This is a genomic window from Rhizobium sp. FG113, assembly GCF_057809895.1.
Genome location: NZ_JBMDKV010000004.1, coordinates 16,613 through 30,280, shown reverse-complemented (window position 1 = coordinate 30,280; position 13,668 = coordinate 16,613). Strand labels below are relative to the sequence as shown.

The following is a 13,668-nucleotide window of genomic DNA, read 5'->3' as shown; positions in this document are numbered from 1 at the left end:
AGGCCGACAAGCGCTTGAGAGGGAGGAGATAGGGCAGGGCGGCGCATCCGCCCTACCGTTTTCCCTTGAAGCTTGGGCGACTCAGAGCCGCTTCAGGCAGAAGGAGAAGTGCGCATGCGATTCGACGGTCAGGAATTCGAACTGCCAGCCATAATCCTTGCAGAACTTGGTGACGGCCTCGACAACGCCGTAGACGATCGGCTTTACCGTATTGCCGGTGCAGAAGTCGTGACCGGCGATGCGGCCAGTGCGCTTGACCTTGCGGTCGCAGAGCAAGAGCTCCTGCCAGGTCAGTTCGAACGAATGATCGGTGTCGATATAGGCCCAGTCGAGAAAATCGTCCTCGAACTCGGCGAGCTTTTCCAGCGAGGTGCCCTGCATCAGGTGCAGCTGCCCGCTTTCGATTTGCTTTCCGAACTGCGTGTGGATCTGGTCGAGGCCAGAGCTGTAGCGGTCCATGCTCCAGGGATCGATGAGATAAAGCTGAGCCGGGCGATTCTTTTCGAGAATCTCCGCCGTATACTCACCGAATGCCGCGCCGATCTCGACGCCGACGCCGCCATTCGGAATACGATAGAGCAATTCGCCACGATCGGGCAGCAGGCGCGCGTTTTCCATGTGGTGGGCGCTGAGCTGCGTGCGCGGCATGGCTGCCCGCTGTGCCTGGCGATCTTCGCGTGTTTTCATGATTCTATCTCCGCCTGAAGCACATAGAGGTGCCGTTCGATTTGGCCGGAACCTAATCGCCGGGAACGGGATTAGCAACCGCAGCAAAATCAAAGCTGCGGGGCGATCAATCACATAAAAGGGAGAGAAAATGGTGGGCGATGAGAGACTCGAACTCCCGACATCCTCGGTGTAAACGAGGCGCTCTACCAACTGAGCTAATCGCCCTCCGCGGTGCGGATCATGTCCGCCGCGTCGATGGCCGTGATCTATGCGGATCGCGGACAAACCGCAAGAGCGTTTGTGAAGATTTTTTGATTTTTTTCGATCGGCATCCACCAATGCCCCGGTTTCCCGGTAATTCCGTCTGTGAAAAAGAAAAATCGACAAGGGAGGGCCAAGGGGAGGGCAGAGCCAGGATCGTTCGCTGGCGGATATCTGGAGCGGCGGCGCTGGAATGGTCCTTTATATGTGGGCGATTTTCGATCTGATTTCATTCACCCACAAACAAATCGCAGGCTGTCATCGTTTTGTCTCCAAACCTGCTTGACACTCAAATGCGAACCCCGTAGTTAGCCGCTCATCGAAGCGGCAAGCTGCTTTGACACGGACGCGAAAGCATCCGGATTGCTTGAAATGAATGCGGGTGTAGCTCAGTCGGTTAGAGTGCCGGCCTGTCACGCCGGAGGTCGCGGGTTCGAGCCCCGTCACTCGCGCCATTCTTTTCCAGGATGTCTCCAGAACATAGATCACCTAGAAGGTGCGCTTGCGCCTTTCTGCATTCGGGGCGCACGTCGTGCGCATTGCTCATGCGGTCCTGCGCGTTTCGCCATGCCTTCCGTGTGGCGCCATTGTCGCCAAGAGGGCAGGCGGCCTCGTATTGTGTACCAGGAGCCGCGCAATGCGCGCGACAGGCGCCTCTCCTGTGCATCCCAACGTTCCACCGACCAAGCGTGTCTCTGGCACTCGATAATCCCACACGTCGCCGCCATCGCCCGGCTATCGTTGCCAATACAGAAGTGTCGGAATGCGCCTCTTCAGCGAGGCTATTTAACGCAACTTATGGCTTTAAGTAGCGTTCGCGCATGTCAGGAATCGCGGGTCCTGGGAGTGTGTCCGAGGCGCCTGTCGTGCACCCGCCCAATCACCCCGCGCGGTCCGTTCCGGCGCCGGCGTGCGCGTGATATCCACTGGCCGAAATGCCCTTTATTTAGCCGTTGGGCCTGCGACATAGCGACCCGATTGGCGCTGGTTTTTGATCGAATCGCAACCGATCCTCCGACTATCCGACAATTCACCGGCTCTAGATGAGGAAACACGCATTTAGTCGTCGCAAAGTCACCGATTTTGCCCCGCTGTCGGGTGGCTGGGCGAGGCGCGTCGCACTTGTGGCGCCGCGCTTGCGCGAAAATGATGATTGCATATCAAATACATAGACATGCAGCGGTTCGCAGTTTTTCGCGCGGGTCTGCGCGACGCACGCAGCGGATATGCCTTAGTTCTCAAGCGCTTCGGTAGCGTGAGTTCGCCGCCTGGCTTGTTCAAATCCTGCATTTTCCACTCATGAAAGCCCTCGAGTTATGCAATATATGCTAGGCTGGCATGCAAGATCGCGTGCTGTGCGTTGATTTGTCGCAAAAACAATGTGCATGGCTAATAATGTCGCACGCGTGCAATTGGAATTGACACGCTAAAACTCTTGCGCATTGGCTGTGGCTGCGCTAACCACGGCTTGTTGCAACGCACGTTCGCTTGCCGGGCAAATGCCCAGCTGCGCCTCCCGGCGCAAATGGCAAGCAGGGATGAACCTGATGACTGGACTTCTCAGTTCCTATATTCCGATCGCCATTTTCATTGCCATCGCCCTTGTAATCGGCTTGTCGCTGCTCATTGCGCCGTTCGCCGTTGCCTACAAGGCGCCTGATGCTGAAAAGCTTTCGGCTTTCGAATGCGGCTTCAACGCGTTCGACGACGCCCGCATGAAATTCGATATCCGCTTCTATCTGGTGTCGATTCTCTTCATCATCTTCGACCTCGAAGTCGCCTTTCTGTTCCCGTGGGCCGTTTCTTTCGGCGCGATCGGCTGGTTCGGCTTCTGGTCCATGATGGTCTTCCTTCTCGTGCTGACCATCGGCTTTATTTATGAGTGGAAAAAGGGAGCCCTGGAATGGGAGTAGCCCCAAGCGACAAGGCGCTCGTCGCGCCGCATCCCAAAGGCATCATCGACCCGGCAACGGGTAAGCCGATTGGTAGCGACAGTGCGTTCTTCGGCGAGATCAATGACGAGCTGGCCGACAAGGGCTTCCTGGTCACCTCCACTCGCGATCTGATCACCTGGGCGCGCACCGGCTCGCTGATGTGGATGCAGTTCGGTCTGGCCTGCTGCGCCGTCGAAGGCCTGATGCAGGTCTCCGGTCCGCGTTACGATATGGAGCGCTTCGGCGTTGCTCCGCGCGCTTCGCCGCGCCAGTCTGATGTCATGATCGTCGCTGGTACGCTGACCAACAAGATGGCGCCGGCGCTCCGCAAGGTCTATGACCAGATGCCGGAGCCGCGTTACGTCATCTCGATGGGCTCCTGCGCAAACGGCGGTGGCTACTATCACTATTCCTACTCGGTCGTGCGTGGCTGCGATCGTGTCGTTCCTGTCGATATCTACGTGCCGGGCTGTCCCCCCACGGCAGAAGCGCTGCTCTACGGGGTCTTGCTTCTGCAGAAGAAGATACGGCGCACCGGAACGATTGAGCGCTAAGGGCGGAGGACTGTCATGAGTGAAGCCTTGAGCGAACTGTCGTCGTATCTCCGCGAGATGCGCGGCGATCTGATTGTCGATGCATCGATCAGCTATGGCGAATTGAACGTAACGACGACGCCGGAAACGATTGTCGCGCTACTGACGTTCCTGCGCGACGATCCGCGTTGCGGCTTCGTCAGCATGATCGACATCTGCGGCGTCGACTGGCCGCAGCGCGAAAAGCGTTTCGATGTCGTCTATCATCTCCTGTCGCCGAAGCAGAACCTGCGCATCCGCGTCAAGCTCGCTGTTGCCGATGGCGTTTCCGTTCCGTCGGCGACGTCGGTCTACATGGGCGCCGAATGGTTCGAGCGCGAAGCCTGGGACATGTACGGTATTCCGTTCTCCGGTCATGCCGACCTGCGCCGTCTGCTGACGGACTATGGCTTCGAAGGCCATCCGCTGCGCAAGGACTTCCCGACGACAGGTTATGTCGAGGTACGTTATGACGATGCCGCCAAGCGCGTCGTCTACGAACCCGTCGAACTGAAGCAGGAATTCCGCAATTTCGATTTCACGTCCCCGTGGGAAGGCACCGATTACGTACTTCCGGGAGACGAGAAGGCTGCGAATTGAGATGAGGCTCGACTGTCTTGAAGCCTCTCCGTTCGCCGTCTCATGCCAATTGCCAGCGCGGAGCGCGTCGCTATGACTGAACATAACGTTCGCAACTTTACGATCAACTTCGGACCGGAGCACCCGTCCGCGCACGGCGTTCTGCGTCTGGTGCTCGAGCTCGATGGTGAAATCATCGAGCGCGTCGATCCGCATATCGGCCTCCTGCACCGCGGCACCGAAAAGCTGATCGAATCGAAGACCTATCTGCAGGCTGTTCCTTATTTCGACCGCCTCGACTACGTCGCGCCGATGAACCAGGAGCATGCTTTCGCACTCGCCGTCGAAAAGATGCTGAAGCTGGAAATTCCGATTCGCGGTCAGCTGATTCGAGTTTTGTACTCCGAAATTGGCCGAATCTTGTCGCACATCATGAACGTGACGACACAGGCCATGGACGTCGGTGCGATGACGCCGCCGGTCTGGGGCTTCGAAGAGCGCGAAAAGCTGATGGTGTTTTACGAGCGCGCCTGTGGCGCCCGTATGCACTCGGCCTATTTCCGTCCGGGTGGTGTCCACCAGGACATCCCGCAGGAACTGGTGGAGGATATCGGCAAGTGGTGCGATCCCTTCCTCAAGGTTCTCGACGATATCGAAGGCCTCCTGACCGACAACCGCATCTTCAAGCAGCGTAACGTCGATATCGGCGTCGTCTCGCTGGAAGACGCATGGTCCTGGGGCTTCTCGGGCGTCATGGTTCGCGGTTCCGGCGCTGCCTGGGACCTGCGCCGCTCGCAGCCCTACGAGTGCTACAACGATCTCGAATTCGACATCGCCATCGGCAAGAACGGCGACTGCTACGATCGCTATCTGATCCGCATGATCGAAATGCGCCAGTCCGTCCGCATCATGAAGCAGTGCGTCAATCGCCTGCTCGGCGATGCCAAGGTCGGCCCGGTCTCCTCGATCGACGGCAAGGTCGTTCCGCCGAAGCGTGGCGAGATGAAGCGCTCGATGGAAGCGCTGATCCACCACTTCAAGCTCTACACCGAAGGCTACCACGTTCCGGCCGGCGAAGTGTACGCGGCTGTCGAAGCGCCGAAGGGCGAGTTCGGCGTCTACGTCGTCGCCGACGGCAGCAACAAGCCCTACCGTTGCAAGATCCGCGCCCCGGGCTATGCCCACCTGCAGGCGATGGACTTCCTGTGCAAAGGCCACATGCTGGCTGACGTGACCGCCGTTCTCGGTTCGCTCGACATCGTTTTCGGCGAGGTCGACCGCTAATGAAACTGCCGTCGCTCGTTACCGTCGTTCTCCTCCTGGCTTCTGGCGCTTACGCGCAGCAAGCCGGTGGACTTGGCCCCAAGCTGGGCCAGGAAGACGTAGCGCCGCCGGCAAACAAGGCGTCCATGGGCGAACTTTTGTCCAAGGGCTATCAAATCAAGGCTGCAGTCCCCAACGGTGGAAAGTTCTTCGTTGTGTTCCTGCAGAAAGACCAGTCGGCCTACGCTTGCGAGATGAGGTCTCTGACCTCGTCGCAGTGTGGCGCCCTAAACTGACAAGGCGTGAGGAAGAATGTCCGTTCGTCGATTAGCCGAAGATCAATTCCAGCCTGCCGCGTTCGCCTTCAATGACGAGAACGCGGCCTGGGCGGATAAGACGATCCAGAAATACCCTGCGGGCCGTCAGCAATCCGCGGTCATTCCGCTGTTGATGCGAGCGCAGGAACAGGACGGCTGGGTCACCCGCGCGGCGATCGAAAAGGTCGCCAACATGCTGGACATGGCCTATATCCGCGTTCTCGAAGTCGCGACCTTCTACACGCAGTTCCAGCTCGGCCCGGTCGGTACGCGCGCCCACATCCAGGTGTGCGGCACGACGCCTTGCATGCTGCGCGGTTCGGAAGGCCTGATGTCGGTCTGCAAGAGCAAGATCCATCACCATCCGTTCGAGCGTAACGCCGAAGGGACGCTGTCCTGGGAAGAAGTCGAATGTCTCGGGGCTTGCGTCAACGCGCCCATGGTCATGATCGGCAAGGACACTTACGAAGACCTGACGCCGGAGCGCCTGGCCGAGATCATAGACACCTTCGATGCCGGCAACGGCGCGAGCGTCACGCCCGGCCCGCAGATCGACCGTCACTTCTCCTCTCCGGAAGGCGGCCCGACGTCGCTGACCGACGAAGAGCCGAAGAAGAAGGCCTCCGCCAAGAAGGTTGTTACCGAAGCAGCGACGGCAACGGTCGACGCCGCACCGGTTCCCCCGTCGGAAGCCGCCCGCGCCAAGAGCACGGACGCCGAGACCAATGCCGCGCTGAAGACGCCTGTCACGGCGCCAAAGGCTGCCGCCAGCAATGCCAAGGCCGTTGAAGAACAGCCGGGTGTCGCGGCACCCGTTCCGGCAACGGCAAAGCCGTCGCTGACAGACAAGAACCGTCCTGCCGGCATCGAAAAGCCTGCGACCCCTGACGATCTGAAGCTGATCTCGGGCGTTGGCCCGAAGATCGAGGGCACGCTGCACGAACTCGGCATCTTCACCTTCGCGCAGGTCGCGGGCTGGAAGAAGGCTGAGCGCGAGTGGGTCGATGGCTACCTGAATTTCAAGGGCCGCATCGATCGCGACGACTGGGTCAAGCAGGCCAAGGCGCTCGCCAAGGGCGGCGAAGCCGAATACATTAAAGTCTTCGGCAAGAAGCCGCGGTAAGAGGTGAAGCATGTTACAAGATAAAGATCGCATCTTTACCAATATCTACGGCCTCAAGGACAAGTCCCTGAAGGGCGCGATGAGCCGCGGCCACTGGGACGGCACCAAGCAGATCCTCGAAAAGGGTCGCGACTGGATCATCAACGAGATGAAGGCCTCCGGTCTTCGCGGTCGTGGTGGCGCAGGCTTCCCGACGGGTCTCAAGTGGTCCTTCATGCCGAAGGAAAACGACGGTCGGCCGCATTATCTGGTCGTCAACGCCGACGAATCCGAACCCGGCACCTGCAAGGACCGTGACATCATGCGTCACGATCCACACACGCTGATCGAAGGCTGCGTTATCGCTAGCTTCGCCATGGGCGCCAACACCGCCTATATCTACGTCCGTGGCGAATACATCCGCGAGCGCGAGGCGCTGCAGGCTGCGATCGACGAGTGCTACGATTTCGGTCTGCTCGGCAAGAACAACAAGCTCGGCTACCCGATGGACATCTTCGTCCACCACGGCGCCGGCGCATACATCTGCGGTGAAGAAACCGCACTGCTCGAAAGCCTGGAAGGCAAGAAAGGCCAGCCGCGCCTGAAGCCGCCATTCCCGGCCAACATGGGCCTCTACGGCTGCCCGACGACGGTCAACAACGTCGAGTCGATCGCCGTTGCTCCGACGATTCTCCGTCGCGGCGCCGGCTGGTTCTCGGCACTCGGCCGCCCGAACAACGTCGGCACCAAGCTGTTCATGCTCTCCGGTCACGTCAACAAGCCGTGCACCGTCGAAGAAGAAATGGGCATCACCTTCCGTGAGCTCGTCGACAAGCACGCCGGCGGTATCCGTGGCGGCTGGGACAACCTGCTCGCGGTCATTCCCGGCGGTGCTTCGTGCCCGATCGTTCCCGCCAAGGACATGATCGACGTGCCGATGGACTTCGACGGTCTGCGTTCGGTTGGCTCCTCCTTCGGTACGGCAGCCTCGATCGTCATGGACAAGTCCACGGACGTCATCAAGGCGATCGCCCGTATCTCGGCCTTCTTCAAGCACGAGAGCTGCGGCCAGTGCACGCCGTGCCGCGAAGGCACGGGCTGGATGTGGCGCGTCATGGAGCGCATGGCCAAGGGCAACGCCCAGAAGCGCGAAATCGACATGCTCTTCGCTGTCACCAAGCAGATCGAAGGCCACACCATCTGTGCGCTTGGCGATGCTGCCGCATGGCCGGTGCAGGGTCTGATCCGCAACTTCCGTCATGAGATCGAAGCGCGCATCGATCAGTATACGGCAAACGCCATGGATCATGGCGCGGTTCTCGAGGCTGCTGAGTAAGACAATGGCAAACGCATCCGACAGCAAGAAGAAGGAAGGGATCGCCGATTTCTCGGCCGACTTCGGCCGTCTTGCCGCCGAGATGCTGGAAAATGCCCGCGCCTTGCCGATCGCGCCGATGATGGTCAATCCGGCAGCCGCCATGGCTGCCGCGACCGCAATCGGTTTCGGCTTCTCCACGCAGATGGCCGGCGCCTTCTTCGGCGCCCTCCAGGGAGCGATGGAAGCATCGAACAAGCTGGCGGCGGTTCTCGACGAGACGCCGCCGGAAGAGCCGAAGCCTGAGATCGACGTGAAGTCGGAAAACATTCGCCCGGCCGCGCCGAAGAAGACGACGGCCCGCGTGAAGCTGGCCGTGGTTGCCGACAAGGCCGAGCCGGTGGCGAAGACGAAGACTGTTGCAGCCGCTAAGCCGGCGGCGCGTGGCAAGAAGGTCGATGATCTCAAGCAGATCTCCGGCGTCGGCCCGAAGCTCGAGCAGGTGCTGAAGGCCAAGGGTGTTCGCACGCTCGCCGAGATCGCCGCCTGGTCGGATGCCGACGTGGCCCGCCTGGACGCGGAGCTTGGTTTCGACGGCCGCATCGCCCGCGATGGCTGGGTGGCGCAGGCCAAGGCGCTGACGGCAAAGGGCCGGAAGCGGACGTGATGATGTCCGGTCGCGGATCGCGATCGGAGGAGAGACAAGACTGAGCGGCGCGGGGAGGGTCCCAATGCCGCGACGTCGCAGGCCGGTTCCCGGGCCTCGGGGGGCGGAGACGAAAATTTGGACGACACCAGTGTCAGCGGGATAAAAATCCGGCCTGGCAGTGGAAACGTTGCAGAATAGGTTTGTTTACCGGCTTCCGGTGAACGGGAAACAGGACTGAGTGACGATGGCAAAACTGAAGATTGACGGTAACGAGATCGAGGTCCCGGATCATTACACCCTCATTCAGGCGTGTGAGGAAGCCGGTGCTGAAGTTCCGCGCTTCTGCTTCCACGAACGCCTTTCGGTTGCCGGCAACTGCCGTATGTGCCTCGTCGAGGTCAAGGGTGGCCCGCCGAAGCCGCAGGCATCTTGCGCCATGGGCGTGCGCGATATCCGCGGCGGCCCGAACGGCGAACTGCCCGAGGTCTTCACCAACACGCCGATGGTCAAGAAGGCCCGCGAAGGCGTGATGGAATTCCTGCTGATCAACCATCCGCTGGATTGCCCGATCTGCGACCAGGGTGGCGAATGCGACCTGCAGGACCAGGCCATGGCCTTCGGTATCGCCGGCTCGCGCTATCAGGAAGACAAGCGCGCCGTCGAGGACAAGTACATTGGACCGCTCGTCAAGACGGTCATGAACCGCTGCATTCACTGCACGCGCTGCGTTCGCTTCACCACCGAGGTCGCCGGCATTGCCGAGCTTGGCCTGATCGGGCGTGGCGAAGACGCCGAGATCACGACTTATCTTGAGCAGGCAATGACCTCCGAGCTGCAGGGCAACGTCGTTGACCTCTGCCCGGTCGGCGCGCTGACCTCCAAGCCCTTCGCCTTCACGGCTCGTCCGTGGGAACTGAACAAGACCGAAACGATCGACGTCATGGACGCGCTCGGCTCGGCAATCCGCGTCGATACCCGTGGCCGCGAAGTCATGCGCGTCATGCCGCGCGTCAACGACCAGATCAACGAAGAGTGGATCTCCGACAAGAGCCGCTTCATCTGGGACGGCCTGAAGACGCAGCGCCTCGACAAGCCTTACGTTCGCAAGGACGGCCGCCTGCAGGTCGCAAGCTGGCCGGATGCGTTCGCAGCGATCAAGTCGGCTGTCGCCTCGACCGCTGGCGACAAGATCGGCGCCATCGCCGGCGACCTCGCTTCGGTCGAAGAGATGTACGCTCTGTCCGAACTGGTAAAGTCGCTCGGTTCCGAGAACCTCGACTGTCGCCAGGATGGGACGGCACTTGATCCGTCGCTGGGCCGCGCAAGCTACCTCTTCAACCCGACGATCGAAGGCATCGAACAGGCCGACGCGCTGCTCATCATCGGCGCCAACCCGCGCTTCGAAGCCGCAGTTCTCAACGCTCGTATCCGCAAGCGCTGGCGCCGCGGCAACTTCCCGATTGGCGTGATCGGCGAAGCCGGCGAACTGCGCTACGACTACGAATATCTCGGCTCCGGCCCGGACACGCTGAAGGATCTGGTCGACGGCGCGCACAGCTTCGCCAAGGTTCTGACCGACGCCAAGAAGCCGCTGATCATCATCGGCCAGGGCGCTCTCGCGCGCGCTGATGGCGCAGGCGTTCTCGCAAGTGCTGCCAAGCTCGCCGGCACTGTCGGTGCTGTCGTCGATGGCTGGAACGGCTTCGCCGTCCTGCACACGGCTGCTGCCCGCGTCGGTGGTCTCGATCTCGGCTTCGTGCCGGGCGCCAAGGGCGTGAATGCCGCCGAGATGCTGACCTCGATGGACGTTCTCTTCCTGCTCGGCGCCGACGAAATGAACTTCGAAGCCAAGAAGGCGAAGTTCACCGTCTACATCGGCTCGCACGGCGACCAGGGCGCACAGAACGCCGACGTCATCCTGCCGGCCGCCGCCTACACGGAAAAGTCGGGCACCTGGGTCAACACCGAGGGCCGCGTTCAGATCGGCAACCGCGCAGGCTTCGCACCGGGCGATGCCCGCGAGGATTGGGCGATCATCCGCGCGCTTTCCGACGTTCTCGGCAAGAAGCTGCCGTTCGATTCGCTGAGCCAGCTGCGCGCCAGGCTTTACCAGGCGTTCCCGCACTTCGCGGCCGCCGACGAGATTGCCGAAAGCGACAGCGCCAAGATTGCTGCCGTCGCCAAGAAAGCCGGCAAGATGAACAAGGCCGGCTTCGCATCGCCGGTGAAAGACTTCTATTTGACGAACCCAATCGCGCGCGCATCGGCTGTCATGGCTGAGTGCTCGGCATTGGCCCGCAACAACTTCAAAGTCGCGGCAGAGTAAGGGCAGGGGACTATGGAATCGTTTCTTTCAACATATGTCTGGCCAGGCCTCCTCATGGTCGGTCAGTCGCTTCTCGTCCTCGTCTGCTTGCTCGTCTTCATCGCCTACATCCTGTTGGCCGACCGCAAGATCTGGGCGGCCGTACAGCTGCGTCGCGGACCGAATGTGGTGGGTCCTTTCGGCCTTTTCCAGTCCTTCGCCGACCTTTTGAAGTTCGTCTTCAAGGAGCCGATCATTCCGGCCGGCGCCGACAAGGCGGTCTTCCTTCTGGCCCCGCTGGTCACCGTGCTTCTGGCACTGTCGACCTGGGCCGTGGTTCCCTTCGCTGATGGCTGGGTTATCGCCAACATCAACGTCGGCATCCTCTACATCTTCGCGATCTCCTCGCTTGAAGTGTACGGCGTCATCATGGGCGGCTGGGCTTCGAACTCGAAGTACCCGTTCCTCGGCGCGCTTCGCTCGGCGGCACAGATGGTGTCGTACGAAGTCTCGATCGGCTTCGTGATCGTCACCGTTCTTCTCTGCGTGGGTTCGCTGAACCTGACGGATATTGTTCACGCGCAGCAGAGCGGCATCGGTACGCGTCTCGGCATGCCATCGTCCTTCCTGGACTGGCATTGGCTTGCGCTGTTCCCGATGTTCATCATCTTCTTCATCTCGGCACTGGCTGAAACCAACCGTCCGCCCTTCGACCTTCCGGAAGCTGAATCCGAACTCGTCGCCGGCTTCATGGTCGAGTATGGTTCGGCCCTCTACATGATGTTCATGCTCGGCGAATACGCGGCCATCGTCCTGATGTGCTCGCTGACGACGATCCTGTTCCTCGGAGGCTGGCTGCCGCCGGTCGACGTCTGGTTCCTCAACTGGGTTCCCGGCATCATCTGGTTCATGCTGAAGTCGTGCCTGGTGTTCTTCATGTTCGCGATGGTCAAGGCATTCGTGCCGCGCTACCGCTACGACCAGCTGATGCGCCTCGGCTGGAAGGTCTTCCTTCCGCTGTCGCTCGCCATGGTCATCATTGTTGCATTCGTGCTGAAGCTGACGGCAGGGGCATGATCATGCCGGCCCTGGTTTCCAGCAATATTGGAGGTTGAAGATGGCAGGCTTGTCCAACGCTGTCAGCTCGTTGTTCCTGAAGGAATTCATCAGCGCTTTCTGGCTGACGTTCCGTTACATTTTCAAGCAGAAGGCAACGGTGAACTATCCGTTCGAAAAGGGTCCGGTCAGCCCGCGCTTCCGTGGCGAACATGCGCTCCGTCGTTATCCCAACGGCGAAGAGCGTTGCATCGCCTGCAAGCTGTGTGAGGCTATCTGTCCTGCTCAGGCGATCACCATCGAAGCCGGCCCGCGCCGCAACGATGGCACCCGCCGCACGGTCCGTTACGATATCGACATGGTGAAGTGCATCTATTGCGGCTTCTGCCAGGAGGCTTGCCCGGTCGATGCGATCGTCGAGGGCCCGAATTTCGAATTTGCGACGGAAACGCGCGAAGAGCTCTACTTCGACAAGCAGAAGCTCCTCGAGAACGGCGACCGTTGGGAGCGTGAAATCGCTCGCAACCTCGCACTCGACGCTCCGTACCGTTGATTGAAATTGAAATGCCGGGCGGTGCTTGAAGCGTCGCCCAGTCAACATGCACCAGAGCTTCGCGGCAACCAATGCGAAGCTTCATCGGGCGGGGGGAGTACCCGGCAGCCCGTGGGAAGATGAAGAAGGCACGAACATGGGTCTGCAGGCTCTATTTTTCTATATTTTCGCCTTTATCGCGATAGCGTCGGCGTTCATGGTCATCTGGTCGAAGAACCCGGTTCACTCGGTTCTGTTCCTGATCCTGGTTTTCTTCAACGCGGCCGGTCTCTTCCTGCTGCTCGGGGCTGAATTCCTCGCGATGATCCTGCTCGTCGTTTATGTCGGCGCCGTGGCGGTTCTCTTCCTCTTCGTGGTCATGATGCTCGACATCGACTTCACGGAGCTGCGCGCGGGCGTTCTGGAATACGCGCCGATCGGTGCGCTGATCGGGGTGATCCTCGCAGCCGAGCTGATCGTCGTGGTCGGCGGCAGCGTGATCTCGCCGGAGATCGCCAAGACGGTCGCCATGCCGATCCCCGCGATCACCGAGCGCACCAACACCGCCGCCCTCGGCGACGTGCTTTATACGAATTACGTCTACTTCTTCGAAATCGCCGCTCTCGTCCTGCTGGTCGCGATGATCGGGGCAATCGTGCTCACGCTCAAGCATCGCACGACGGTCAAGCGTCAGAACATCGCAAACCAGGTTGCCCGCAACCCGAAGACCGCCGTCGAGGTGATCTCGGTGAAGCCGGGGCAGGGGCTTTGAGGCAGGCGCGAGCTTAAGGAAACAACACAATGGTCATCGGACTTTCCCATTACCTGACGGTCAGCGCCATCCTCTTCACGCTCGGCGTCTTCGGCATCTTCCTCAACCGGAAGAACATCATCGTCATCCTGATGTCGATCGAGCTCATTCTGCTCGCCGTCAACATCAACATGGTCGCCTTCTCGTCGTTCCTGAACGACATCGTCGGCCAGGTCTTTGCATTGTTCATTCTGACCGTCGCTGCTGCTGAAGCGGCCATCGGTCTCGCAATTCTCGTCGTCTTCTACCGCAACCGCGGCTCCATCGCCGTGGAAGACGTCAATATGATGAAGGGCTGATAAG

14 protein-coding genes and 2 tRNA genes are annotated in these 13,668 nt (G+C 60.4%); 14 read left to right on the top strand and 2 right to left on the bottom strand.

Annotated elements, in window-relative coordinates; genetic code table 11:
- Positions 1–81: 81 nt before the first annotated feature.
- Together ACODTZ_RS13080 and ACODTZ_RS13075 are read right to left on the bottom strand one after the other, a co-directional pair.
- Positions 82–687, bottom strand: coding sequence for a class I SAM-dependent methyltransferase (locus tag ACODTZ_RS13080; protein WP_018900215.1), 606 nt, complete (start codon positions 685–687; stop codon positions 82–84).
- Positions 688–818: 131 nt separating this feature from the next.
- Positions 819–894: transfer RNA gene (locus ACODTZ_RS13075), tRNA-Val, on the bottom strand.
- Positions 895–1,308: 414 nt separating this feature from the next.
- On the opposite strand from ACODTZ_RS13075, the gene ACODTZ_RS13070 reads away from it, so the two are divergent.
- From ACODTZ_RS13070 to nuoK, 14 genes are all read left to right on the top strand, one after another.
- Positions 1,309–1,385, top strand: a tRNA-Asp gene (locus tag ACODTZ_RS13070).
- Between the two features lie 1,092 nt (positions 1,386–2,477).
- Complete coding sequence (locus tag ACODTZ_RS13065) at positions 2,478–2,843, top strand: NADH-quinone oxidoreductase subunit A (protein ID WP_026283310.1); 366 nt, start codon at positions 2,478–2,480, stop codon at positions 2,841–2,843.
- Entirely contained in the window at positions 2,834–3,418 is a 585-nt protein-coding gene (locus ACODTZ_RS13060; protein ID WP_018857058.1) for a NuoB/complex I 20 kDa subunit family protein, read from the top strand. Before ACODTZ_RS13065 ends, ACODTZ_RS13060 begins: the two co-directional genes overlap by 10 nt.
- Before the next feature lie 15 nt (positions 3,419–3,433).
- Complete coding sequence (locus tag ACODTZ_RS13055) at positions 3,434–4,036, top strand: NADH-quinone oxidoreductase subunit C (RefSeq protein ID WP_018900212.1); 603 nt, start codon at positions 3,434–3,436, stop codon at positions 4,034–4,036.
- A 72-nt stretch (positions 4,037–4,108) separates the two neighbouring features.
- The gene (locus tag ACODTZ_RS13050; protein ID WP_018900211.1) at positions 4,109–5,299 is read left to right on the top strand and encodes an NADH-quinone oxidoreductase subunit D; all 1,191 of its coding nucleotides are present in this window, start codon (positions 4,109–4,111) and stop codon (positions 5,297–5,299) included.
- Entirely contained in the window at positions 5,299–5,574 is a 276-nt protein-coding gene (locus tag ACODTZ_RS13045; RefSeq protein ID WP_489026252.1) for a hypothetical protein, read from the top strand. Before ACODTZ_RS13050 ends, ACODTZ_RS13045 begins: the two co-directional genes overlap by 1 nt.
- Before the next feature lie 16 nt (positions 5,575–5,590).
- The gene (locus ACODTZ_RS13040; RefSeq protein ID WP_489026250.1) at positions 5,591–6,718 is read left to right on the top strand and encodes an NADH-quinone oxidoreductase subunit E; all 1,128 of its coding nucleotides are present in this window, start codon (positions 5,591–5,593) and stop codon (positions 6,716–6,718) included.
- Positions 6,719–6,728: 10 nt separating this feature from the next.
- On the top strand, positions 6,729–8,033 hold the full coding sequence (gene nuoF, locus ACODTZ_RS13035; RefSeq protein WP_047509989.1) for an NADH-quinone oxidoreductase subunit NuoF: 1,305 nt from the start codon (positions 6,729–6,731) through the stop codon (positions 8,031–8,033).
- 4 nt (positions 8,034–8,037) lie between these two features.
- A complete protein-coding gene (locus tag ACODTZ_RS13030) occupies positions 8,038–8,679 on the top strand; it encodes a helix-hairpin-helix domain-containing protein (RefSeq protein ID WP_489026248.1) in 642 nt (213 codons plus the stop codon).
- Between the two features lie 226 nt (positions 8,680–8,905).
- Positions 8,906–10,987 carry an NADH-quinone oxidoreductase subunit NuoG gene (nuoG, locus tag ACODTZ_RS13025; protein WP_489026246.1) on the top strand — a complete coding sequence of 694 codons (2,082 nt, stop codon included), beginning with the start codon at positions 8,906–8,908 and terminating at the stop codon, positions 10,985–10,987.
- Positions 10,988–10,999: 12 nt separating this feature from the next.
- Positions 11,000–12,043: an NADH-quinone oxidoreductase subunit NuoH gene (gene nuoH, locus ACODTZ_RS13020; RefSeq protein ID WP_018900205.1), complete on the top strand. Its 1,044-nt coding sequence runs from the start codon at positions 11,000–11,002 to the stop codon at positions 12,041–12,043.
- A 40-nt stretch (positions 12,044–12,083) separates the two neighbouring features.
- Positions 12,084–12,575, top strand: coding sequence for an NADH-quinone oxidoreductase subunit NuoI (nuoI, locus tag ACODTZ_RS13015; RefSeq protein ID WP_018900204.1), 492 nt, complete (start codon positions 12,084–12,086; stop codon positions 12,573–12,575).
- 136 nt (positions 12,576–12,711) lie between these two features.
- Positions 12,712–13,326, top strand: coding sequence for an NADH-quinone oxidoreductase subunit J (locus ACODTZ_RS13010; protein ID WP_018900203.1), 615 nt, complete (start codon positions 12,712–12,714; stop codon positions 13,324–13,326).
- A gap of 29 nt (positions 13,327–13,355) precedes the next feature.
- Positions 13,356–13,664 (top strand): NADH-quinone oxidoreductase subunit NuoK, encoded by a 309-nt coding sequence (nuoK, locus tag ACODTZ_RS13005; RefSeq protein WP_018900202.1) that lies wholly within the window; start codon positions 13,356–13,358, stop codon positions 13,662–13,664.
- Positions 13,665–13,668: the final 4 nt, after the last annotated feature.

What these genes read in the sequence shown, in the direction of transcription:
- ACODTZ_RS13080 (WP_018900215.1), bottom strand. Translation starts at nt 687, where the DNA reads ATGAAAACACGCGAAGATCGCCAGGCACAGCGGGCAGCCATGCCGCGC.
- ACODTZ_RS13065 (WP_026283310.1), top strand. Translation starts at nt 2,478, where the DNA reads ATGACTGGACTTCTCAGTTCCTATATTCCGATCGCCATTTTCATTGCC.
- ACODTZ_RS13060 (WP_018857058.1), top strand. Translation starts at nt 2,834, where the DNA reads ATGGGAGTAGCCCCAAGCGACAAGGCGCTCGTCGCGCCGCATCCCAAA.
- ACODTZ_RS13055 (WP_018900212.1), top strand. Translation starts at nt 3,434, where the DNA reads ATGAGTGAAGCCTTGAGCGAACTGTCGTCGTATCTCCGCGAGATGCGC.
- ACODTZ_RS13050 (WP_018900211.1), top strand. Translation starts at nt 4,109, where the DNA reads ATGACTGAACATAACGTTCGCAACTTTACGATCAACTTCGGACCGGAG.
- ACODTZ_RS13045 (WP_489026252.1), top strand. Translation starts at nt 5,299, where the DNA reads ATGAAACTGCCGTCGCTCGTTACCGTCGTTCTCCTCCTGGCTTCTGGC.
- ACODTZ_RS13040 (WP_489026250.1), top strand. Translation starts at nt 5,591, where the DNA reads ATGTCCGTTCGTCGATTAGCCGAAGATCAATTCCAGCCTGCCGCGTTC.
- nuoF (WP_047509989.1), top strand. Translation starts at nt 6,729, where the DNA reads ATGTTACAAGATAAAGATCGCATCTTTACCAATATCTACGGCCTCAAG.
- ACODTZ_RS13030 (WP_489026248.1), top strand. Translation starts at nt 8,038, where the DNA reads ATGGCAAACGCATCCGACAGCAAGAAGAAGGAAGGGATCGCCGATTTC.
- nuoG (WP_489026246.1), top strand. Translation starts at nt 8,906, where the DNA reads ATGGCAAAACTGAAGATTGACGGTAACGAGATCGAGGTCCCGGATCAT.
- nuoH (WP_018900205.1), top strand. Translation starts at nt 11,000, where the DNA reads ATGGAATCGTTTCTTTCAACATATGTCTGGCCAGGCCTCCTCATGGTC.
- nuoI (WP_018900204.1), top strand. Translation starts at nt 12,084, where the DNA reads ATGGCAGGCTTGTCCAACGCTGTCAGCTCGTTGTTCCTGAAGGAATTC.
- ACODTZ_RS13010 (WP_018900203.1), top strand. Translation starts at nt 12,712, where the DNA reads ATGGGTCTGCAGGCTCTATTTTTCTATATTTTCGCCTTTATCGCGATA.
- nuoK (WP_018900202.1), top strand. Translation starts at nt 13,356, where the DNA reads ATGGTCATCGGACTTTCCCATTACCTGACGGTCAGCGCCATCCTCTTC.